The organism is Burkholderia sp. lig30 (assembly GCF_000687455.2).
Classification (GTDB): Bacteria; Pseudomonadota; Gammaproteobacteria; order Burkholderiales; family Burkholderiaceae; genus Burkholderia.
In genome coordinates this window covers 93,549-113,636 of the sequence record NZ_JGVW01000084.1, presented here as the reverse complement: position 1 = coordinate 113,636, position 20,088 = coordinate 93,549, and the positions used below count along the sequence as shown (strand labels likewise).

The 20,088-nt window shown below is 65.1% G+C and carries 17 protein-coding genes, 1 tRNA gene and 2 pseudogenes; 11 read left to right on the top strand and 9 right to left on the bottom strand.

The genetic code is table 11. The annotated features are described in order from the left end of the window. From LIG30_RS15410 to LIG30_RS15395, 4 genes and pseudogenes are all read right to left on the bottom strand, one after another. A pseudogene (locus LIG30_RS15410) lies at positions 1 to 542 on the bottom strand (DNA mismatch repair protein MutS); the annotation flags it as partial. 545 nt (positions 543 to 1,087) lie between these two features. Further along, positions 1,088 to 1,444 carry a cupin domain-containing protein gene (locus tag LIG30_RS15405; RefSeq protein WP_235510312.1) on the bottom strand — a complete coding sequence of 119 codons (357 nt, stop codon included), beginning with the start codon at positions 1,442 to 1,444 and terminating at the stop codon, positions 1,088 to 1,090. Between the two features lie 81 nt (positions 1,445 to 1,525). Next, positions 1,526 to 2,353, bottom strand: coding sequence for an AraC family transcriptional regulator (locus LIG30_RS15400; RefSeq protein ID WP_051995038.1), 828 nt, complete (start codon positions 2,351 to 2,353; stop codon positions 1,526 to 1,528). 217 nt (positions 2,354 to 2,570) lie between these two features. Next, on the bottom strand, positions 2,571 to 3,374 hold the full coding sequence (locus tag LIG30_RS15395; RefSeq protein ID WP_038713462.1) for an inositol monophosphatase family protein: 804 nt from the start codon (positions 3,372 to 3,374) through the stop codon (positions 2,571 to 2,573). A 270-nt stretch (positions 3,375 to 3,644) separates the two neighbouring features. On the opposite strand from LIG30_RS15395, the gene LIG30_RS15390 reads away from it, so the two are divergent. Further along, positions 3,645 to 4,472: an RNA methyltransferase gene (locus LIG30_RS15390; RefSeq protein WP_152986101.1), complete on the top strand. Its 828-nt coding sequence runs from the start codon at positions 3,645 to 3,647 to the stop codon at positions 4,470 to 4,472. Positions 4,473 to 4,636: 164 nt separating this feature from the next. Further along, positions 4,637 to 5,410: a serine O-acetyltransferase gene (gene cysE, locus LIG30_RS15385; protein ID WP_038713461.1), complete on the top strand. Its 774-nt coding sequence runs from the start codon at positions 4,637 to 4,639 to the stop codon at positions 5,408 to 5,410. A gap of 6 nt (positions 5,411 to 5,416) precedes the next feature. On the opposite strand, the gene LIG30_RS15380 is transcribed toward cysE, so the two are convergent. From LIG30_RS15380 to LIG30_RS15365, 4 genes are all read right to left on the bottom strand, one after another. Beyond that, positions 5,417 to 6,217, bottom strand: coding sequence for a UDP-2,3-diacylglucosamine diphosphatase (locus LIG30_RS15380; protein ID WP_038713460.1), 801 nt, complete (start codon positions 6,215 to 6,217; stop codon positions 5,417 to 5,419). 23 nt (positions 6,218 to 6,240) lie between these two features. Then, positions 6,241 to 6,732, bottom strand: a complete 492-nt coding sequence (locus LIG30_RS15375) for a peptidylprolyl isomerase (protein ID WP_038713459.1) — start codon at positions 6,730 to 6,732, stop codon at positions 6,241 to 6,243. Between the two features lie 87 nt (positions 6,733 to 6,819). Beyond that, positions 6,820 to 7,395, bottom strand: a complete 576-nt coding sequence (locus LIG30_RS15370; RefSeq protein WP_038713458.1) for a peptidylprolyl isomerase — start codon at positions 7,393 to 7,395, stop codon at positions 6,820 to 6,822. A gap of 41 nt (positions 7,396 to 7,436) precedes the next feature. Continuing rightward, the gene (locus LIG30_RS15365; protein ID WP_038713457.1) at positions 7,437 to 8,135 is read right to left on the bottom strand and encodes a tetratricopeptide repeat protein; all 699 of its coding nucleotides are present in this window, start codon (positions 8,133 to 8,135) and stop codon (positions 7,437 to 7,439) included. A 234-nt stretch (positions 8,136 to 8,369) separates the two neighbouring features. Here LIG30_RS15365 and cysS point away from each other — a divergent pair, with 234 nt between their 5' ends. The 4 genes from cysS (at position 8,370) to tilS (ending at position 13,232) form a co-directional block, all read left to right on the top strand. Further along, positions 8,370 to 9,767: a cysteine--tRNA ligase gene (gene cysS, locus LIG30_RS15360; RefSeq protein WP_038713456.1), complete on the top strand. Its 1,398-nt coding sequence runs from the start codon at positions 8,370 to 8,372 to the stop codon at positions 9,765 to 9,767. A 47-nt stretch (positions 9,768 to 9,814) separates the two neighbouring features. After that, positions 9,815 to 10,705: a DNA-3-methyladenine glycosylase family protein gene (locus tag LIG30_RS15355; protein WP_038713455.1), complete on the top strand. Its 891-nt coding sequence runs from the start codon at positions 9,815 to 9,817 to the stop codon at positions 10,703 to 10,705. 102 nt (positions 10,706 to 10,807) lie between these two features. After that, entirely contained in the window at positions 10,808 to 11,779 is a 972-nt protein-coding gene (locus LIG30_RS15350) for an acetyl-CoA carboxylase carboxyltransferase subunit alpha (RefSeq protein ID WP_038713454.1), read from the top strand. Between the two features lie 46 nt (positions 11,780 to 11,825). After that, positions 11,826 to 13,232: a tRNA lysidine(34) synthetase TilS gene (gene tilS / locus LIG30_RS15345; RefSeq protein ID WP_038713476.1), complete on the top strand. Its 1,407-nt coding sequence runs from the start codon at positions 11,826 to 11,828 to the stop codon at positions 13,230 to 13,232. A gap of 92 nt (positions 13,233 to 13,324) precedes the next feature. On the opposite strand, the pseudogene LIG30_RS27545 reads toward tilS, so the two are convergent. Further along, positions 13,325 to 13,568 (bottom strand): annotated as a pseudogene (locus LIG30_RS27545) (hypothetical protein). Between LIG30_RS27545 and LIG30_RS15340 the strand changes: the two are divergent. From LIG30_RS15340 to cyoA, 5 genes are all read left to right on the top strand, one after another. Next, positions 13,551 to 14,801 (top strand): aspartate kinase, encoded by a 1,251-nt coding sequence (locus LIG30_RS15340; protein WP_038713453.1) that lies wholly within the window; start codon positions 13,551 to 13,553, stop codon positions 14,799 to 14,801. The pseudogene LIG30_RS27545 and the gene LIG30_RS15340 sit on opposite strands and share 18 nt — an antisense overlap. A 113-nt stretch (positions 14,802 to 14,914) precedes the next feature. Beyond that, a tRNA-Ser gene (locus LIG30_RS15335) sits at positions 14,915 to 15,008 on the top strand. Between the two features lie 622 nt (positions 15,009 to 15,630). Then, positions 15,631 to 16,827, top strand: a complete 1,197-nt coding sequence (locus LIG30_RS15330) for a glycosyltransferase family 87 protein (protein WP_160326702.1) — start codon at positions 15,631 to 15,633, stop codon at positions 16,825 to 16,827. 1 nt (position 16,828) lies between these two features. After that, positions 16,829 to 18,574 carry a hypothetical protein gene (locus LIG30_RS15325; RefSeq protein ID WP_038713452.1) on the top strand — a complete coding sequence of 582 codons (1,746 nt, stop codon included), beginning with the start codon at positions 16,829 to 16,831 and terminating at the stop codon, positions 18,572 to 18,574. 626 nt (positions 18,575 to 19,200) lie between these two features. Then, positions 19,201 to 20,088 carry a ubiquinol oxidase subunit II gene (cyoA, locus tag LIG30_RS15320; RefSeq protein ID WP_038713451.1) on the top strand — a complete coding sequence of 296 codons (888 nt, stop codon included), beginning with the start codon at positions 19,201 to 19,203 and terminating at the stop codon, positions 20,086 to 20,088.

The following is a 20,088-nucleotide window of genomic DNA, read 5'->3' as shown; positions in this document are numbered from 1 at the left end:
CCGGGCACAACAAGCGCGGCGCCGAGCTGGTCGGGCGCGATTTCGGCGAGCCGCAGTGCGCCGCTTGCGAGGTTGAGCCACGCGAGGCCGACGTTGACTGCGACGCCGCGCTTGTTGTGCCCGGTGCACATCGCGAGCAGGTAGACGTCGTTCTTGTCGGACAGGAGCGCGGCATCGGTCAGCGTGCCGGGCGTGACGACCCGCACCACCTTGCGCTCGACCGGCCCCTTCGAGGTGGCCGGGTCGCCGATCTGCTCGCAGATCGCGGCCGACTCGCCCATCTTCACGAGCTTGGCGAGGTATTGCTCGACCGCGTGATGTGGCACGCCGGCCATCCTGATCGGGTTGCCGCCCGACGCGCCGCGCTGCGTCAGCGTCAGGTCGAGCAGGCGCGCGGCTTTTTCCGCGTCTTCGAAGAACAACTCGTAGAAATCGCCCATCCGGTAGAAGACGAGCGTGTCGGGGTGGTCGGCCTTGATGCGCAGGTACTGTTGCATCATCGGCGTGTGGCCGGCGAGGGCGTCGGTCGGCATGGTACTCATAGGTCAGGCGTAAGGTTACTTTGGCTGCCCGAGTTTACCAGTGGCGCCGGCACCTTCGCCCAAAGTTCGCCTTTCGGCCAGTTTCCAGTGCTCCCACTGGCGGCTGCCGGCCGAGGCTGTGTCAAAACTCGAAATTACCCGTTTTTCGGGTGTCGCATTACCCTTCCCGAAGTGCCGCGAGGCCGATACAGAGCATTCTGGTGGGTCAACTTTCGCGCCCGCTGTCGAAGTCGCACGTTTTGACACAGCCTCGGCCATGACCGGACGCTCGACATCGGCTGGTGGATTGCTGACAATCCAAGCAGATCCGAACTGAATGAGCGTGCCGAATGATGCAGTTGCAAGTGCTACCGCGCGAACTCGCGCTGCAATCGATTTCGAAAGAGGAAATCGTACTTCCGCTAGATGCGGCTATTGACGCGATCGACTACTGTGTGAACCACTAGTTCCAGAGAAGGGGCACGCAAAAAATTGCCGACCGCGTAGGAAGCCCTACAAGCCGCTCGAGCGACTTTGGTAAGGGGTAGGCCACCCCCAAAAATGGCTTACGGGCATCCCGGAAAACAGTATTTCAGCAGCCTGCTAGGTGGCTGAATTCGCCAGAAGCACACGTTCGACATCTGACCGGCACGCAACACGATCGAGCCGTCGCCCGAGGGTCCACCGCGGAAGTCGATTCTCAATTCGCCGTCCAGCACGAGAAAGGTCTCATCTGTATCACCGTGTTTGTGCCAGACGAATTCACCTTCGATCTTGACGACCTTGAACTGATAATCGTTCATCTCCGCGACCACGCGTGGCTGCCAGTGGCCCTCGACCAGTGCAATCTTGCCACTCAGGTCAATCGCCTCACATTGTCCGCGCGCTGCCGGTGCAGTGCGGGAATGAGTTGATGTGGACATCGTTTTCTCCGTTCGGTGTAGATGTACCGTCGAGAATACGCAGTCGCCAGGGGGCCGTATTGAACGATCCTGGGTGAGTGTTCAATCGCGGGGCACGTTGCTCGCGATCTGGACCCAGCGTCCCGGCGTGAGGCCGAAGGTCTTCAGAAAATGACGCGTCATGTGGCTTTGATCGGCGAAGCCCGCGTCTGCTGCCGCGCTCGCGAGCGAGATGCCAGAGAGCAACATGCGCCGCACGGCGTCGAGTCGCCGCATTGTGAGGTAGCGATACGGACTCGTGCCGTAGAACGCGCGGAAATCACGCGAGAGGCTCCAGCGGTCACGGCCTGCGGCTGTCTCCAACTCTTCGAGCGGAACCACGCGCGTGAAGTTCGCGTGCAGATAATCGCGCGCACGGCGTGCCGCGGAATAATCACCTTTCCCTCGTTCGCGGGGCGTGCCCGCGACGGTGGCGAGCGCATGCGCAAGCTCGGCCAGCGCGTCGCTCTGTTCGAGCGGCTCGAACGTATGGCCGACGTGTTGCAGCAAGGTTTCCGTTGCTGCCGCGATACCTGGGTTGGTTGTCACACCGCCTTCGAGGAACGGCAGCGCTCGGCCACCCAATACCTCCTGAAAAAGCGCGGGCTCCACGTAAATCATGCGGTAGCGAAAGCCCTCGCCCGTCCCCGCCTGGCCGTCGTGCGCTTCGTCGGGATGAAGCACGATGGTGTTACCCGGCAGGCTGTCGCGCCGGCTGCGTCGATAGCTGAAGCTCTGCACCCCCGCGAGCGTGCGCCCGATCGCGTACGTATCGTGGCGATGCATGGCATACGCTTTGCCATGAAACCAGGCCTCGATACGCTCGATGCCCTCTGTCGGCTGGGCGCGCATCACCCAGTCTGGGCGCACGGATGCGGCTTTTCGGATCATGGCGAGTCGCAAAAAAGAGTGAATGGAAGTCGCGTCGGCGCGAAGCGCGCACGTCGACTATACAGATTGCAGTTTGGAATAGGAGTGACTGCACCCCGTCTGCGATCGGCCGGACGCTGGCCGGCCAACCCACGCACCGCGATCCCCGCCGCAAAAACGACAACGGCCCGGGCCGCACGGGGCGACTCGGGCCGTAGACGCAACCGGAGGGCGCGCGTTATTCCGCTGCGGGGTGCATCCGGCTGTAGCGGTTCAGGATCGGGATCATCTGCGCGTAGATCTTCGGGTTCGCCGCGACGATCTCATGGCGCTCCAGGAAGTCGGCGTCGCCCAGGTAATTGCCGACGAGACCGCCGGCTTCGGTGATCAGCAGGCTGCCCGCGGCGATGTCCCAGATGCTGATGCCCTGTTCGAAGAAGCCGTCGAGGCGGCCGGCCGCGACGTTCGCCAGGTCGAGCGCGGCGGCGCCCGGGCGCCGCAGGCCCGTGCAGGCCTGGGTCATTTCGGTGAACAGGCGCGCATACGCGTCGAGGCCGTCCTTCTCGCGGAACGGGAAGCCGGTGCCGATCAGCGCGTCCGACAGGCGGTCACGGCGACCGACGCGGATGCGGCGGTCGTTCAGGTACGCGCCGCGGCCGCGCGTCGCCGTGAACAGGTCGTTCTTGTTGGGGTCGTAGACCACCGCCTGCGTGACGACGCCCTTGTGCGCGAGCGCGATCGACACGCAGTAGTACGGGAAGCCGTGGATGAAGTTGGTGGTGCCGTCGAGCGGATCGATGATCCACTGGTATTCGGATTCGTTTTCCGAATGGCCCGACTCTTCCGCGAGGATCGCGTGATCGGGGTAGGCGGTCTTCAGCGTCTCGATGATCGCGTCTTCGGCGGCCTTGTCCACTTCGGTGACGAAGTCGTTCTGCTGCTTCTTGCGGATCTCGATCAGGTCGAGATCGAGCGAAGCGCGGTTGATGATCTGTCCGGCGCGGCGCGCAGCCTTGACAGCGATGTTGAGCATGGGATGCATGAGCCTGGATCCTGTTGCTGGCGGCAGGTGGCCGCCACGAAAATGGAACAAACCGCCCGAAGCGGCGCGGGCACGCTTCGGCGAGGAGAGACGCGAATTGACAAAGAACGACGCGCGCCGCTTGATGCGGGCGCGGATAAGGGCATGATTTTACCCGACTTTCGGCTTTTTTTCGCGGGGATGGCACGGGGAAACCCCATTCGCCATCCTGGCAGGTGGGTTTGGCGCGGTGTTGGCGTACCATACCGGCATTCTGGTGAATCGAGTCGTATGGTGTTGGAATCCTTGCAGAAAACTGCCGCTCCGTCAGCCGCCGGCGCGGCGCAGTCATCCGGGCCGCTGCGCGGCGGCTTTACGTCGACCCGCTTCGTGCTCGTCGAGCCGAGCCATCCCGGCAACGTCGGCGCGGCCGCCCGCGCGCTGAAAACGATGGGATTTTCGCGGCTCGTGCTGGTCGCGCCCCGCGTGCCGCACGTGCAGAGCGATCCCGAGGCGATCGCGATGGCGAGCGGCGCCGACGACGTGCTCGCGTCCGCGCACGTCGTGCCGACGCTCGGCGACGCGCTCAATGGCGTGCACTGGTCGATCGCGCTGACCGCGCGCGGCCGCGAGTACGGCCCGCCGCGGCTCGCGCCGCGCGAGGCGGCCGGGCAGGCGTGCGGGCAGGCAGGCGCGGGCGACATCGCGCTCGTGTTCGGCAACGAACGCACCGGGCTGTCGAACGAGCATGTCGAGCAATGCAGCGTGCTCGCGCACATCCCGGCGAATCCGGCCTACAGCTCGTTGAACCTCGCGCAGGCGGTGCAGGTGCTTGCGTACGAGTTGCGCGTCGCGTTCCTCGACCACGCGGACGCGCCGCAACCGCAGTCCGAGGCGGGCACGCTCGCGCAGAGCGACGAGATCGAGAGGATGTACGCGCACCTGGAAAACGCGCTGATCGCGATCGATTTCCTCGATCCGCGCAACCCGAAAAAACTGATGCCCCGGCTGCGGCGCCTGTTCGCGCGCACCGGCCTCGAGCGCGAGGAGGTGAACATCCTGCGCGGCATCGCGAAGCACATCCTGCTGAAATCGCGCACGCCCGACGGCGACGCGTAACGGCGCGTCGCCCAATACCCGTGCCGGCGGCGGGGTGATCCGGGCACACCGTGCGGGTGCGCGCGAGTCGACCTACAATCAGCCGACGTCATATGTAAAGCTGCCGGCCTGATAAGGGCCGGCGCATCGCCGGCGGTGCGCGCCGGCTTCTCCCGGACCCGACCATGTTCACGAGACTGCGCGAAGACGTTGCCACGATCCGCGAGCGCGATCCCGCCGCTCGCAGCGCGTGGGAAGTGCTGACCTGTTATCCGGGGCTCCATGCGCTCGTCCTGCATCGCGCCGCGCATGCGTGCTGGCGCGGGAAGCGGTATTGGCTCGCGCGCCTCGTGTCGCAGCTCGCGCGCTTTCTGACCGGCATCGAGATTCACCCGGGCGCGACGGTCGGGCGGCGCGTGTTCATCGATCACGGGATGGGTGTCGTGATCGGCGAGACGGCGATCGTCGGCGACGACTGCACGATCTACCAGGGCGTGACGCTCGGCGGCACGTCGCTCACCCGCGGCGCGAAGCGCCACCCGACGCTCGAGGCCGGCGTGATCGTTGGCGCCGGCGCGAAGGTGCTGGGCAGTTTCACGGTCGGCGCGGGTGCGAAGATCGGCTCGAACGCGGTGGTGGTGAAGCCGGTGCCGGCCGGCGGGACGGCGGTCGGCAATCCGGCGCGGATCGTGATGCCGGCCCAGCCGAAGCCCGAGCCGGCGCGCCCGGCGTTCTACGCGTACGGCATCACGCCGAACGCGGACGATCCGATGTCGCTTGCGATCCACGGGCTGATCGATCACGCGGCCAGGGAAAGCCGGCGGGTCGACGAGATCGTGGCGGCGCTCGAACGCCTCGGCACGCATCTGGAATCGTTGCAGGGCGCCGATGCGGCACGGCTGGACTTGCGCCGCCTGTCGGCGGTGCTGGAGGGCAAGGCGGTCGAGCGCGAGCGCTGATCGGGGTCAGTCGAGCGGCAGCGCGTGGATGCCTTCCGCGTCGACGCGCAGGTAGCCGCCGCGCGGCGTGCCGTGGTCGAGATCCCAGTCCGGCAACACCCAGCGCACGCCGCCCGGCTCCAGATGGCGCGCGGGGCGGTGCGTGTGGCCGTGGATCATCACGCTCGCATGGCTGAGCCTGAACAGCGCGGCGACGCCTTCGCGGGTCACGTCGTAGCGCGGTGAGGCCGGGCGCATCCGGCCGGCCTCGCTGTTCGCGCGCATGCGTTCGGCCAGCGAGCGGCGCCAGCGGAACGGGCAGGCGAGGAACAGCCACTGCAACGCGCGGTTGCGTGCCACCCGCCGGAAGCGCTGGTAGCCGCGGTCGGCCGTGCATTGCGCGTCGCCGTGCGCGAGCACGATGTGCTGGCCGAACGCCGTGATCAATGCGGGATCGGGCAGCAGCTTCGCGCCGGCGGCTTTCATGAAGCGCTTGCCGAGCAGGAAGTCGCGGTTGCCGTGCATCACGTACAGCGCGATGCCGCGCTCGGAGAGCGTGTGCAGCAGCGATGCGATGCGCGCGGCGAACGGGTCGGCGCCGAGCACGTCGTCGCCGATCCAGTATTCGAACAGGTCGCCGAGGATGAACACCGAATCGGCGCTGTCCGCGGTGAAGGTCACGAAATGCTCGAACGCGGCGACCGTCTTCGGAATCGCCTCGCTCAGATGCAGGTCGGACAGAAACAGAAAGGGGCGTGCCGCCTGCGCGTATTCGCGCTCGCCCGGCACGCCCGCGGAGACGCTTCGCGGCGGGGTTTCCTGCAACATCGAAGTGCCTCCGTGCGCCAGTGTCAGACGACGACGGCCTTCTCGATCACGACGTCGTCGCTCGGCACGTCCTGATGGAAGCCCTTGCTGCCCGTCTTCACGGCCTTGATCTTGTCGACCACGTCCTGGCCTTCGACGACCTTGCCGAACACCGTGTAGCCCCAGCCTTGCGGCGTCGGCGACGAGTGGTTCAGGAAGTCGTTGTCGTTGACGTTGATGAAGAACTGGGCGGTCGCCGAATGCGGATCGTTCGTGCGGGCCATCGCGATCGTGTATGCGTCGTTCTTCAGGCCGTTGTTGGCCTCGTTGTCGATCGGCGCGTCGGTCGGCTTCTGCTTGAGGCCCGGCTCGAAGCCGCCGCCCTGGATCATGAAGCCGTTGATCACGCGGTGGAACACCGTGCCGTCGTAGTGACCCTTCTTCACGTAGTTCAGGAAGTTTTCCACCGTCTTCGGCGCTTTCTCGGCATCGAGTTCGAGCTTGATGACGCCGTGGTTCGTATGCAGTTCAACCATGATGATTCCTTCGATGAGGTGGTTTAAATGGCACGCGGCCGGTCGGACGACACGGCCGCGTGTGGCGCCGGAACGATCCGGCCGGCATTATTTCGAGACGACGCTCGCCGATTCGATCACGACCTGCTGTTCCGGCACGTCGCGCATCGGGCCGCGCGACGTGGTCGGCGCGGCTTCGATCTTCTTCACGACGTCCATCCCCGACACGACCTTGCCGAACACCGCATAGCCGTTGCCGTCCGGATTCGGGTAGTCAAGGCCGGCGTTGTCGACCGTGTTGATGAAGAACTGGGCGGTCGCCGAGTTCGGGTCGCTCGTGCGGGCCATCGCGATCGTGCCCGTCACGTTCTTCAGGCCGTTGCGGCTTTCGAGCGGGATCGGCGCGCGGGTCGGCTTCTCGTCGAAGTTGGCCTTGTAGCCGCCGCCCTGGATCATGAAGCCCTTGATCACGCGATGGAAGATCGTGCCGTTGTACTGGCCCGCCTTCACGTAGTCGAGGAAGTTGGCGACCGTCTTCGGCGCCTTCTCCGGATACAGCTCGACGCGAATGTCACCCTGCGTGGTCTTCAGTTGCACGACGGGATGCGCGGTGGCCGTTTGCGCAAAGGACGGTGCGCTCGCGAGAAGGGCGGCGCTGCCAAGCGCCAGCAACAGACGTTTCATGACGATCCTCTTGTTGGGGGAGATGACGGGGTGCGCGCCGCTTATCGCGACGGCGCGAGGTACGGCGCCGACATCGCGGCGGACGGGCCGCCGAACTGGAAGGTCGGCGACAGCGGCAGCGTGGTGGTGGACACGTTCGCGGCCGCCCGCTCCGAGTACGCGCGCGCGGCCGACGCCTTCGGCGGCGCGATGATCTTCTGCAGGTCGGCGAGGCGCTGCGCGGTCGCGCCGGTCGTGCCGCCGAGCGCCTGCGCGCGCTTGTACGATTCGGCGGCGAGCCGCAGGTACAGGTCGCCGAGATTCTCGTAGGCGAGGTTGTAGCTCGGGTTCGCCTGCGTGGCGGTGACGAGCGCGGCGCGCGCCTCGTCGTAGCGGCCGTGCTTCGCGTAGAGCGCCGCGAGGTTGTTGTACGGCTCGGGCAGTTCCGGGTATGCCTGGGTCAGCGCGACGAACTGCTCGATCGCGTCGTCGTCGCGGTTCAGGCGGGCGAGCACGGTGCCGCGCTTGAACTGCGCCTGCACGTCGTGCGGATTGGCCAGGATGCGTGCGTCGAGCTGCTCGAGCGCCTGCGTCCACTTCTTGCCGGAGATCGACGTGTCGATCTCCGGCGTGCCGTCGGCGGTGGGCGGAGCCTTCTGCGCCAGGGCCGCGGCGGCCGGCAGAAGCGTCAGTGCGGCGCCCAGGACGGCGGTCGCAACGAGGGTCGCAGCGCTCGGCGCGCGGCCGCGGGGAGATTTCATAGGCGTAAATCGGAATGTTATACTCCGAGCCATTCTAACAAAACGTCTGCGCGTTCCGGCGAGCCGCAGACAGTCTTTTGCCTCTCGTGGCCGTCACCGCTGTGCATGCAGCCTGACCCGCCCCATGTGATACCGAGGACGCGCGCGGCATGCCGCCGTCGCGGGTGCCTCGGCCGGTTCGCATGCAGGGCGAGCATCGCCAGGGCGGTTTCCTTCGGCTCACGTGTCATCTCTATGGAATCACTGCGCATCTACAACACGCTCGCGCGTGACAAGCAAGTCTTCGTGCCGCGCCAGCCCGGCGAAGTGCGGATGTACGTATGCGGCATCACCGTCTACGACTATTGTCACGTGGGCCACGCGCGCATGATGGTCGTGTTCGACCTGGTGCAGCGCTGGCTGCGTGCGCTCGGCTACCGGGTCACGTACGTGCGCAACATCACTGACATCGACGACAAGATCATCCGGCGCGCGGTCGAGAACGGCGAGACGATCAAGTCGCTGACCGACCGTTTCATCGCGGCGATGCACGCCGACACCGACGCGCTCGGCGTCCAGCGCCCGGACATCGAGCCGCGCGCGACGCAGTTCATTCCGCAGATGCTCGGCATGATCGAGGCGCTCGAGTCGAACGGCTACGCGTATCAGGCGAAGGACGGCGACGTCAATTTCGCGGTGCGCAAGTTCGCCGGCTACGGGAAGCTGTCGGGCAAGTCGCTCGAGGATCTGCGCGCCGGCGAGCGCGTCGCGGCGAACGACGCGAAGGAAGATCCGCTCGATTTCGTGTTGTGGAAGCGTGCGAAGGCGGAAGAGCCGGCCGACACCTCGTGGGATTCGAAATACGGCGCGGGCCGCCCGGGCTGGCACATCGAGTGCTCGGCGATGGGCTGCACGCTGCTCGGCGAGCATTTCGACATCCACGGCGGCGGCCAGGACCTGCAGTTCCCGCATCACGAAAACGAAATTGCGCAGAGCGAGGGTGCGACCGGTCAAACTTTCGTCAATTACTGGATGCACAACGGTTTCGTGCAGGTCGACAGTGAGAAGATGTCGAAATCGCTCGGCAACTTCTTCACGATCCGCGAGGTGCTGGAGAAGTACGACGCCGAAGTGGTGCGTTTCTTCATCGCGCGCACGCATTACCGTTCGCCGCTCAACTACAGCGACGTGCACCTGGACGATGCGCGCGCGTCGCTCACGCGCCTTTACACCGCGTTGAAGGACGTCGCGCCGGACGGGCTCGCGCTCGACTGGAACGAGCCGTACGCGCAGCGCTTCGCCGCCGCGATGAACGACGATTTCAACACGCCGGTGGCGGTCGCCGTGCTGTTCGAGCTCGCAGGCGAGGTCAACCGCACGGGCGATGCCGCGCTCGCGCGCCAGCTGAAACAGCTGGCGGGCCTGCTCGGCTTGCTCGGCCGCGAGCCGCGCGCGTTCCTGCAGCATGCGGCGGGTGCCGCGCAGGCGGGCGCGCTGGCGGTCGACGAGATCGAATCGAGGATCGCCGCGCGCAGCGCGGCGAAGCAGGCGAAGAACTATGCCGAAGCGGACCGGATCCGGGCGGAATTGCTCGAAGCCGGTGTCGCGCTTGAAGACAAACCGGGCGGGTCGACCGAATGGCGTCGCATATGAGCGCGCCGCGTCTGTCCCACTGATCGACTCGCCAGGTAGGAGGCAAGATGGCAACGGCCAGAAAAGCGCCGGTCAAGCGCGCGACGGTGCGCCAGCCGGCAGCGCAGCACGCGGCGGCCGCGAAGGCAGGCGCGAAGCGCGCCGCGCCGAACGGCGCGCTCGACGGTCAGGCACAAGCGCCTGCCGCGAAGCCTGCGCGCGCGAAGGGCATGGACGCCGCGGCGCTCGACGGCGCGTTGGCGGTCGCCGATGCGCCGGGCCGCAAGCCGCGCGCATCCGATGCCGACGCACCGGCGCCGGTCGTCGACGCGGATGTCGCCGTGCGCCCGCCGTACTGGGAGAAGGCGTGTGCCGATCTCGTCAAGCGCGACCGCATCCTGAAGAAGCTGATCCCGAACTTCGGCCCCGCGCATCTCGTCAAGCGAGCCGATCCGTTCGTCACGCTGGCGCGTTCGGTGGTCGGGCAGCAGGTGTCGGTCGCGTCGGCGCAGGCGCTGTGGGAGCGCATCCAGACAGCCTGCCCGAAGCTCGCGCCGCAGCAGGTCATCAAGCTCGGCGCGGACAAGCTGATCGGCTGCGGGCTGTCGAAGCGCAAGACCGAGTACATCCTTGATCTGGCCCGGCACTTCGTGTCGGGCGCGCTGCACGTCGACAAATGGACGTCGATGGACGACGAGGACGTGATCGCCGAGCTGACGCAGATTCGCGGCATCGGCCGCTGGACGGCCGAGATGTTCCTGATTTTCAACCTGTCGCGGCCCGACGTGCTGCCGCTCGACGATCCCGGCCTGATCCGTGCGATCAGCCTGAATTATTTCAGCGGGGAGCCGGTGACCCGCAGCGAGGCGCGTGAGGTGGCCGCCAACTGGGAGCCGTGGCGCACCGTCGCGACATGGTACATGTGGCGCAGTCTGGATGCGCTGGATGCCGAGAGCTGATTAAAGCTATCGGTTTTTGAAAAACAATAGTTGCGAGCCGGTTTTGACCGCTTCCCGCGCGAGTAGAATACGCGCTGCCGCAAGACCCAAGGATTCGAACACATGAAAACCACTTTTCTGGATTTCGAGCAGCCGATCGCCGAGCTTGAGGGCAAGATCGAGGAACTGCGTTTCGTACAGGACGATTCGGCTGTCGATATTTCGGAAGAAATCGAGCGGCTGTCGAAGAAGAGCCAGCAACTGACGAAGGATCTGTACGCGAATCTGTCGCCGTGGCAGGTCTCGCAGATCGCGCGGCATCCGCAGCGTCCGTATACGCTCGACTACATCGGCGAGCTGTTCACCGATTTCCACGAACTGCATGGCGACCGCGCATTCGCGGACGACCAGTCGATCGTCGGCGGCCTTGCCCGTTTCAACGGTCATGCGTGCATGGTGATCGGCCACCAGAAGGGCCGCGACACGAAGGAGCGCGCGGCGCGCAACTTCGGCATGCCGCGTCCGGAAGGCTATCGCAAGGCCGAGCGCATGATGCGTCTCGCCGAGAAGTTCGGTTTGCCGATCTTCACGTTCATCGACACGCCGGGCGCGTATCCGGGCATCGGCGCGGAGGAGCGCGGCCAGTCGGAGGCGATCGGCCGCAACCTGTACGTGATGGCCGAACTGAAGACGCCGATCATCGCGACGGTGATCGGCGAGGGCGGCTCGGGCGGTGCGCTCGCGATCGCGGTTGCCGACACGGTGATGATGCTGCAGTTCTCGACCTATTCGGTGATCTCGCCGGAAGGCTGCGCGTCGATCCTCTGGAAGAGCGCCGCGAAGGCGCCCGAGGCGGCCGAGGCACTTGGCCTGACCGCGCACCGGCTGAAGGCGCTCGGCCTGATCGACAAGATCATCAACGAGCCGCTCGGCGGCGCGCACCGCGACCCGAAGGGCATGGCCGCGCTGCTGCGCCGTGCGCTCGCCGATTCGCTGCGCCAGTTCCAGGGCATGAGCATCGACGCGCTGCGCGAGCGCCGCTTCGAGCGCCTGATGGCCTACGGCAAGTTCAAGGAAACCACGCCGGGCGCATGATCCGCCGCGTGACGCTTTCATGGCGCGCCGCGCGCGCCTGCCCATCGTGATTCCCCCGAGTGAATTCTCCGCCGACCGCATCGTGCTCGATGCGGTCGGCGTTGCGCTTTCCGACGTCCCGCCGGGCGCGCGCATTGCGATCGCCTATAGCGGCGGGCTCGATTCGTCCGTGCTGCTCGACGCGGCCGTGCGGATCGCAGGCGCGCCGCGCTGCATCGCGCTGCACGTGCATCATGGTCTGAGCCCGAACGCCGATGCGTGGGCCGCGCATGCCGAGGCGAGCGCCGCGGCGCTCGGCGTCGGGTTCGACGCGATGCGCGTCGACGTGCCGCGCGCGAGCGGCGCGGGCATCGAGGCCAGCGCGCGCGAGTCCCGCTACCGGGCGCTCGACGCGATGTGCGAGCGGCATGGCGCGGCGGTGCTCTGGCTCGCGCAGCATGCCGACGACCAGGCGGAGACGGTGCTGCTGCAACTGCTGCGCGGCGCGGGCATCGCCGGGCTCGCGGCGATGGCGCCGCGCTACCGGCCGGCCGGGGCGCCCGTCGAGCGCGTGCGTCCGCTGTTGCGGCTGTTGCGCGCGCAACTCGAGCGGTATGCGGCGGTGCGTGGGCTCGACTGGATCGACGACGAATCGAACGCCGACACGCGCTTTGCGCGCAATGCGTTGCGCATCGACGTGCTGCCCGCGCTCGCCGCGCATTTTCCGGGCTTTCGCGATGCGCTCGGCCGCGCCGCGCAGCACGCGGCGGCGGCGCAGCGCCTGCTCGACGACCTGGCCGCGCTCGATTTCGACGTTGCCGCGCGCGATGCCGGCCGCGCACTGTCGCGCGAGGCGCTCGTTGCGCTCGACGACGAGCGCGGCGCGAACCTTCTGCGGTTCTGGATGCGCTCGCTCGGGCTGCCGGGCGCGTCGGCCGCGCGGCTTGCGAACATGATGCGCCAGTTGCGGGACGCGCACGACGCGCATGCGTTGCGCGTCGATCACGCAGGGCAATGCCTGCGGCTGTATCGCGACATGGTTTTCTGGGACGCGGGCGGGCGCATCGAGACCGCCGAGGACGGCGGCGTGCCGGCGCGTCCCGCCACCACCTGTGCGTGGGACGGGCAGGAGGTCTGGCATCTGCCCGCGTGGCGCGGAACGTACGTGTTTGCGCCGGCCGCGCCCGGCGACGCGAACGCGGTGCCCGAGACGTTGTTGCGCGCCGCGCCGCTCGTCGCGCGCGCCCGCGAGGGCGGCGAACGGCTGCGCGCCGAGCCGAGCCGGCCGAGCCGCACGCTGAAGAACCTGTTCCAGGAGCGCGGCGTGCCGGCCTGGCAGCGCGACGTGCCGCTGCTGTACGCGGGCGGCCGGCTGCTTTACGTGCCGGGGCTCGGCGTCAATCGCGAAGGCGCCGCGCCGGACGGCGCCGCGTGGCGGCGCATCGAATGGCGGCCCGACCTGCTGATCGCGTGACCGGCTCGATGCGGCTGGCGGCGATTTGCGCGATTCGGGAAAGCGCGGAGGATCGGCCTGCAGCTTGTCAAGCGCGCGTTGATGGAGTACGCTCAGATGTTTGCTCGGCTCGATTTTTGAGCATCTTGTGCAGGTTTTCCGCGTGACGTACCCGGTTTGCGCGGCCTGATCCGCCTTCCGGGCAAATCCGCCACGCCTGCGCGCTGCGCCTCAGCCGCCCCTTTCGTCGTCCGTCCACAGCCACAAGCCGCGTGACCGAACGGCATCGCGGCCTGTCCAGCACGCCCCGTGCGGTCTCTCCTTCAGTTCAGAACGACAATGGCACTCATCGTACATAAATACGGCGGCACTTCGATGGGCTCGGTCGAGCGCATCAAGAACGTCGCGAAACGCGTCGCAAAATGGCATCAGGCCGGGCACCAGCTGGTGGTCGTGCCGTCGGCGATGTCTGGCGAAACCAACCGTCTGCTCGGTCTCGCGAAAGAGATTTCGAGCCAGCCCAGCCCGCGCGAGCTCGACATGATCGCGTCGACGGGCGAACAGGTCAGCGTCGGCCTGCTGTCGATCGCGCTGCAGGAAATCGGCGTCGAGGCCGTGAGCTATGCCGGCTGGCAGGTTCCGATCAAGACCGATAGCGCGTTTACGAAGGCGCGCATCAACTCGATCGACGACGAGCGTGTGAAGGCCGATCTGGCCGCAGGCAAGGTCGTGATCATCACGGGCTTCCAGGGCGTCGATCCGGCCGGCCACATCACGACGCTCGGCCGCGGCGGCTCGGACACGTCGGCAGTGGCGGTCGCGGCCGCGCTGGGCGCCGAAGAGTGCCTGATCTACACCGACGTCGACGGCGTGTACACGACCGATCCGCGCGTTGTCGAGGAGGCGCGCCGCCTCGATCGCGTGACGTTCGAAGAGATGCTGGAAATGGCGAGCCTGGGCTCGAAGGTCCTGCAGATCCGCTCGGTCGAATTCGCCGGCAAGTACCAGGTGAAGACGCGCGTGCTGTCGAGCCTGACCGATCCGATGATTCCGCTCGACCAAGAAATGCACTCGGGCACCCTGATTACTTTTGAAGAAGACGAGACCATGGAAAAGGCAGTCATTTCCGGCATCGCGTTCCAGCGCGACGAAGCACGCATTGCGGTGATGGGCGTGCCCGACAAGCCGGGCATCGCATATCAGATCCTCGGCCCGGTCGCCGACGCGAACATCGACGTCGACATGATCATCCAGAACCAGAGCGTCGAGGGCAAGACCGACTTCACGTTCACGGTCGGCCGCGGCGACTACCAGAAGGCGATGGACATCCTCACCAACCAGGTGAAGGGCCACGTGAACGCCGAGCAGGTGCTGGGCGACCCGAAGGTCTCGAAGGTGTCGGTCGTCGGCGTCGGGATGCGCTCGCACGTCGGCGTCGCGAGCACGATGTTCCGCACGCTGTCGGAAGAGGGCATCAACATCCAGATGATCTCGACGTCCGAAATCAAGATTTCGGTGCTGATCGACGAGAAATACATGGAGCTGGCCGTCCGCGCGCTGCACAAGGCATTCGAACTCGACCAGGCGTAATGAAATTTTCGAGATGCGTTGAAGAAAATGCATCAAGGAAATTGACGTCCGCTCTCAAACCCGATATGATCTTGTTCTCGTCGCACTGACTCCCTGGTGCGAGCGAAAGTTTGGGAGACGTGGCCGAGAGGTCGAAGGCACTCCCCTGCTAAGGGAGCATCTGGGCCAAAACCTGGATCGAGGGTTCGAATCCCTCCGTCTCCGCCAGAAGTGGCGGAACAAGCCCCGCAAGTTCTCGGACTTGCGGGGCTTTTCTTTTTCCATCTCTTGCGGTGTCACTCGTAGGGGTACCTCGTCCCTCACGAAGAGACGTTGAAACTGTCCACCCGCATCGCTCAATCGCGTCACGGCGTCTACTGGTACCGTCACCCGTTTCAGGTGGCTGGCAAGCGCCGCGAAAAGTGGTCCTCCCTACACCCCAGCGACCGCCAAGAACAAGGCGCTGTTGGTTCCGCCATCCTTGTAGCGAACCGGACCGAACGGAACCGGGGTGCTCGCGGACGCCTTCTCCTTCTCGTTCATACGGGCGGGTAGGTCGGTGCAATGTCGCACGCATTCCTAATGCGTCCATCGATCAGGAGGCTTTGATACTTTCACGTTGCCGCATCGACGTCTTTTCAGTTTGGGGGCGTACATTCCATTACATTTGACATTTGCTCCTTTCCGATAAGATGAGCCGCACGCAGGTTGATAGGCGTGGCAAGCAAGCGTGCGCCCAGCCCATCTGGGTTCTTTGCGGAAGCGCGGATTGCAGAGTGGAGGCATACCGATGCAGACATCGCGCGGGCCTGAACGGCGGAGGTATGGTCACTGGCTGACGAGAGGCAGAGTGGTGTTCTACTCCTGCATCTTGTTGCTGGTCGATCTCGGCTTGCCGTTCATCCACTTGTATGGCCGTTATGCGCTGCGAAACGCTCATATCTTGATCCCGGGCTGGGACTTCGCAGTGTTCTGGAGCGCGTCACACCTGACGATTAATCACGGGGCGGCGAGCGCGTACGACTGGGCGCAGATCGAGCAGTTCGCGCTGCCGCTGCAAGGCCTGACCTCCACTGACATGCTCACGCCGTGGGTGTATCCGCCGACCTTCCTGCTCGTCGTCTGGCCGTTTGCGTTCGCGCCTTTCCCGTTCGCCTATCTCGCGTTTGTGCTCGGCGGGCTGCTGTTTGCCGCGTTTGCCTGCACGCAGCTGGTTCGACGCCGATTGCCCGCTGCATTCTGGTTCGCTGCTGCGGCGTTCCCGCCAGTCTGGATCGTCGTTATGACTGGACAGAATTCATTCCTGACTGTCGGGCTGATGGCGCTCGGTCTGGCCTGGTTGGATCGCCGGCCCCGGCTGGCGGGGGCGTGCTTCGGGCTGCTGGTGATCAAGCCGCAACTCGGTGTTTTGATTCCGATCGCGCTGGCATTCGGCCGACGGTGGCGTGCGTTTGCCGCGGCGGCGTGCACAGCATCCTTGCTTTGTCTGGTGGCGGGCGCCGTGTTGGGCTTCGACGCATACGCGAGATTCTTCGAAACGGCTGCGGCGTTTGAACATTACGTCGTTGAAAAGATGTCAGACTGGCCCGCAGGCATGCCGACGGTATTCGGCGCGGCGCATCGCGCGGGCCTGAGCGCAGGATATGCGTACGCAATACACGGGGCCGTTGCGGTGATCGCCGTGGCTGCCGTGGCGAGCTTGTGGATTCGGAACGCGCGGGACAAGCTGCGTGCAGCGGGACTGGTGATTGCAAGCTTGTTGTGCCAGCCTTATTTGATGTCCTACGACTTCATATGGATGGCGCTTTCGCTTCTGCTGCTGTGGGACGACGGCATGAGCCACGGATGGCATCCCGGCGAGCTGACGGTGTTGGTTGTTGCATGGCTTTCGCCGGCGGTATTCTTGCTCCCGACTCAATGGTCGGTGGGCAATGGCATGCCCGCCGTCATGCTGGCGCTTCTCACGGTGATCATCTTGCGCGCTCGGACTGTCGAAGCAGCCGATCCTGTTGCGTTGGTGCAGGCCCATCGCGAAGGCGGCACTTAGTATGGGCCAGGAACTCGACCATAGTCCGGTGGAGCATGAATCGCGTCGCATGACGCGCGGCAGGCCGTTCGGGTTCGCTCCGGAGCAGGCGCGGCTGTTGGCGTTGGCAGGCACCATGCTCGTCGCCAATCTCGCCGCGCTGTGGCTGGGACCGATCGTCAGGGGCGACGACACATTTAGTTCGTTCGCGCACCTCGACGCATGGACCGCAGCGTTGAAGGCGGGCAATCCGCTGTCGGTCTGGACGCCCACGGATGCCAACGGCTTCGGTTCGCCGATGCCGTTCTTCTATCACAAGCTCTTCAATTTGGTCGGCGCGATGCTGGGGCTGTTCGCCGGTGACATCGTGACCGGCTTTCGGCTCGCGGTACTGTTCTTTTCCTCCGTGATGTTTTGGGGCGTTTACCAATGTGCGACGCGGCTCGACCTTGACAGGCCTTCGCGGTTTGTCGCCGCAACCGCGTGCGTGCTGTCGCCTTATGCGATCAACAATATCGTCGAGCGCTGTGCCGTGGCGGAATATTCGGCGATGGCGTTGATCCCGTGCATTCTTGCGCTCGTGCTCGATTTCCACACGGGGGCCAATCGGAAATGGCGCGCGCCCACGCTCATTGCCTTGCTCGTGTCATTGGCGCTCGCGCACGTGTTGATTTTCGTCGCTGCGGCGGGCCTGCTGCTGGTGCTGTCGCTATATAGGATCGCCTCGGCGCAAAGCGGTGGCTGGGCGCTCGCTTGCCCGTCGTTGGTGGCGGTGGCCGCATTCGTCGGCCTGATATACGTTCCCTTCACACATTGGTCTGCGCTGTTTTGCGCGGGTCAGGCAAGCGTGTTCGGCAAGCCTGGCAATTACGTCGTGCCCATGCTCTATGTCTTGCTGCCGTTTCCGTGGTCGCGCCTCGGATGGCCGGGAACGGCGCTGTTGATCGCGATCTACTTTCGGCTTCGCCAGGGGAAAGCGCGATCGGACGATCTCGCGCTCGGTCTCGGCGTGGTTGCGATCCTGCTGATTCTGATAATGACGCCGGTCGCAAAACCGCTGTGGCAGCTATCTTCGAAAGCCGACTTTTTCCAGTTTCCGTGGCGTGTACTGGCGATCGCGACGCCCATCGCGATCGTTGCGCTGTTCGGCTTGATCGAAAGACTTGAGCCGACCAGGAGACGACGCATGCAATTCGACTTGCTCGTTGTCGCAATTTTCAATTTGGGACTGACGCTGTGTTGGATCAAGTGGCGCCCGATGACGCCTGTAACGATACCGCTTGCGGAGCTGCGCCATCAGGTGCCGTCTTCGGGGCCGGGGCCGGACGCAACCGGGGAGTATTTCCCGGTTGCCTTTCAGGCTCGGCTAAACCAGATGAATTTCAAGGTTTGGGGGACGAGCGCATCTTCGGCGCTACCTGTGCGTCGACCGCTGGTCGAGGCGAGCGGATGCGAGTATTCCGATGTGGCTCGCCCCACGTACTTCGATACGTTGTGGATTTCCAGCGTGTGCGCTTATCCGGGGCACGTTCGTATCAATCAGTTTTCGACGCCGTTTCTCGATAGCATGGCTACCAACGATTCGGGTGCGGTGGTGAGGCCGGTCGCGAACGCTCAGGTGATCGAATTCGCATTGCCCCCCGGGCATTGGACGATCACGGTCAGGCAGCGCAGCTATATCGAATTGGTCGAGATGGCTTGGCTTGCCCAACTGCACGATTGGGCAGGAGACCGAGAGTCGAAACGTAAAGAAGCCGTGGCTTTCTGAGCATCATCCGTCGACTGCGTCCGGCGCAGCGCATTACCTGGGGATCGGCGACCAGGCATTAGTAAAAAAAGCGGCGGATGGCCACGGCGGCCAATGATGCCGCCCGGGCTATCGGGGGGCTGGCGCATGCTCACAGGCGCCGAACGGAGATCGGACGAGCGATCCTGTCGCCATCACGTGCCCCTTTGAATTTGGCGCGCACACGTGCGCCGACGCGCTCCACGGGGCGGCTCTCCCGCAGGAACGCGGTCGGGCCCGACGGCCCCAGCGAAATCATCGCGCGCAAGGAACCCGGCAACCGGCTCATGTCGCCAGCGCCGGCGCGCCCCTGTCGGGCGGGACGGGCATCGATGCGCAGCCCGTCGCGTCACTCTTCGCCGGACGCCGGATGGTCATAGGCTACTTGGGTTGCACAGCGGGCGCAATGCGGTGAATGCCGCCGGGCTGCCGTTCCACCGGTGCGACAAACCCGCCCGCGACAATCCGACGCATGACGATTTTTGTAACGATGATTTACCGCATTCGTTGATTTTCATCAAATCCGCACGCCGTATGATTCGAGCGCTTTCGTGGATCGAATGCGCATCGGGCGTTTGCAATGGATTCAATGACAATCAGGCAGTGTTATGAATAGAAAGGCTTTGAAAGGCATGTCGAGGTGGCTGCCGCTCGGTGCGGCGTTGAGCCTGTCCGGCTGCAACTTCGACGTGCTGAATCCGAAGGGGAGCATCGGCGTCGCCGAGAAATCGCTGATCGCGACGTCGACATGGACGATGTTGATCGTCGTCGTGCCGGTGATCCTGCTGACGCTGTTCTTCGCGTGGCGCTATCGCGCGTCGAACCGCAGCGCGACCTATGCGCCGGAGTGGTCGCATTCGACCGCGATCGAAGTCGTGATCTGGACGGTGCCGACGCTGATCATCCTGTTTCTCGGGATCCTCACGTGGAAAACCACGCACGAGCTCGACCCGTATCGGCCGATCGAGTCGTCGGTGAAACCGATCGATGTCGAGGTCGTCGCGCTCGACTGGAAATGGCTGTTCATCTATCCGGATCTCGGCATCGCGACGGTCAACCAGCTCGAGATTCCGGTCGGCACGCCGGTCAACTTCCGCATCACGTCGGATTCGGTGATGAATTCGTTCTTCATCCCGCAGCTCGGCACCCAGGTGTATGCGATGGCCGGCATGCAGACGCGCCTGCACCTGATCGCCGACGAGGCCGGCGACTATGCGGGCGCATCGGCCAACTTCAGCGGGCGGGGCTTTTCCGACATGAAATTCCGCACGCTTGCCGAGCCGCGCGAGCAGTTCGACGCATGGGTGCAGAAGGTGAAGGCGTCGTCCGACCGGCTCGACATGACCGCGTACGGCACGGTCGCGCAGCCGAGCGAAAAGGCGCCGGTGCGCTACTTCTCGTCGGTCGATCCGAAGCTCTTCCACAACATCATCGCGAAATACAACGATGGCCACGTCCTCGACCTCAAGGACGCCGCCTGCGGAACGAAGGGGTAA

Coding starts and splice junctions, on each gene's coding strand:
- LIG30_RS15405 (WP_235510312.1), bottom strand. CDS start 1,444: ATGTCCACATCAACTCATTCCCGCACTGCACCGGCAGCGCGCGGACAA.
- LIG30_RS15400 (WP_051995038.1), bottom strand. CDS start 2,353: ATGATCCGAAAAGCCGCATCCGTGCGCCCAGACTGGGTGATGCGCGCC.
- LIG30_RS15395 (WP_038713462.1), bottom strand. CDS start 3,374: ATGCATCCCATGCTCAACATCGCTGTCAAGGCTGCGCGCCGCGCCGGA.
- LIG30_RS15390 (WP_152986101.1), top strand. CDS start 3,645: ATGGTGTTGGAATCCTTGCAGAAAACTGCCGCTCCGTCAGCCGCCGGC.
- cysE (WP_038713461.1), top strand. CDS start 4,637: ATGTTCACGAGACTGCGCGAAGACGTTGCCACGATCCGCGAGCGCGAT.
- LIG30_RS15380 (WP_038713460.1), bottom strand. CDS start 6,217: ATGTTGCAGGAAACCCCGCCGCGAAGCGTCTCCGCGGGCGTGCCGGGC.
- LIG30_RS15375 (WP_038713459.1), bottom strand. CDS start 6,732: ATGGTTGAACTGCATACGAACCACGGCGTCATCAAGCTCGAACTCGAT.
- LIG30_RS15370 (WP_038713458.1), bottom strand. CDS start 7,395: ATGAAACGTCTGTTGCTGGCGCTTGGCAGCGCCGCCCTTCTCGCGAGC.
- LIG30_RS15365 (WP_038713457.1), bottom strand. CDS start 8,135: ATGAAATCTCCCCGCGGCCGCGCGCCGAGCGCTGCGACCCTCGTTGCG.
- cysS (WP_038713456.1), top strand. CDS start 8,370: ATGGAATCACTGCGCATCTACAACACGCTCGCGCGTGACAAGCAAGTC.
- LIG30_RS15355 (WP_038713455.1), top strand. CDS start 9,815: ATGGCAACGGCCAGAAAAGCGCCGGTCAAGCGCGCGACGGTGCGCCAG.
- LIG30_RS15350 (WP_038713454.1), top strand. CDS start 10,808: ATGAAAACCACTTTTCTGGATTTCGAGCAGCCGATCGCCGAGCTTGAG.
- LIG30_RS15340 (WP_038713453.1), top strand. CDS start 13,551: ATGGCACTCATCGTACATAAATACGGCGGCACTTCGATGGGCTCGGTC.
- LIG30_RS15325 (WP_038713452.1), top strand. CDS start 16,829: ATGGGCCAGGAACTCGACCATAGTCCGGTGGAGCATGAATCGCGTCGC.
- cyoA (WP_038713451.1), top strand. CDS start 19,201: ATGAATAGAAAGGCTTTGAAAGGCATGTCGAGGTGGCTGCCGCTCGGT.